The 1,106-nt window shown below is 45.6% G+C and carries 1 protein-coding gene; it reads right to left on the bottom strand.

All coding sequences use genetic code 11. The features are described 5' to 3' along the window. Positions 1-56: 56 nt before the first annotated feature. Positions 57-1,106 (bottom strand): SusD/RagB family nutrient-binding outer membrane lipoprotein (locus DCO57_RS22200; protein WP_116701101.1); only part of this gene is annotated, 1,050 nt, incomplete at its 5' end.

Raw genomic sequence — 1,106 nt, 5'->3', positions numbered from 1 at the left:
CGTATGATCCGTACCTTTTAAAGCAAAAACTCAACTAAACTAATAGTCTCCTGTTTCTATTGATCCCACCAGACCTTGGTATCTAGATTGTCTGGGCCCATTCTATTGACGGCTTCATCCAAGTTCGTCTTATTGACCGCAACCTCTTCGGTAGGATATGTTAACCTATTGATGAAATCACCGGATATATCCTGTCCAGCAACGGAATTCGCCGTGAGTTTTGGAAAACCCGACCTTCGAAAATTGGCAAAGGCTTCCGGCCCGTTCATAAAGGATGCCACCCAATATTGGGTATTGATCTGTTCTAAGGCGTTCGCCTCGTCAAATGGGTGGTTCAAAATATAAGCATCTATATCGGCAGGATCTATTTCCATGCTGGGATCGTGTAAGGCCATCTGCTCCATATGGGCGCGCACGCCCCTTTCATAATAACTTGCAGCCTCTCCCGTCACCCATCCCCTAGTGGCGGCCTCGGCCAGCAACAACTGAGTTTGGGCATAGGTAAGGATAAATTGGGCACCATCAGATTTAGCGATTCGAGATCGATCCGCTTGGCTAAAATCATATAAACCAACCAAGCCCATATCATTGGCAACTTCCCCTATGGAAGCATCGGTATTCCCCATAGGCATCCCTACTTGAAGTGCCGGATCATTCGTAGCGACATCCCCCGTTTGATCTGGGCCCGAAGCAGCCCCTACATACCTAACGGAGATAGCGCCCAATCTAGGATCGTTCATACCCGAAAGATAATCTACAAAGACATCCACCAAATAAAAGTTATTTGCCTCCGCCCCATTTAAAAAATTGCCCGTGGCATTTTGATAATTAGAATCATGCCGAATCACAAAATTATCATCATTTGATTCTAGAAGTCCTCCCGAAAAGGCTGCGGAAACGGTAGTCTGTGCCAAAGTTGGATCAACTTTTGAAAGTCGCATCCCCAACCTGAACATTAGGGAATTTCCCAGCTTTTTCCATTGGTCGATATTACCTCCATAAAGCACCTCTCCTTCATAAATATCCGCCGAATCGCTCAGTGCGGCAGTAGCATTGGCAATCACTTTAATCAAATCCTTATATATTTCTTCGTGAGCGTCATAGTT

The organism is Labrenzia sp. 011 (assembly GCF_003075075.1).
In the GTDB taxonomy this organism is placed as follows: domain Bacteria; phylum Pseudomonadota; class Alphaproteobacteria; order Rhizobiales; family Stappiaceae; genus Roseibium.
This window is presented reverse-complemented; position numbering and strand designations above follow the sequence as displayed.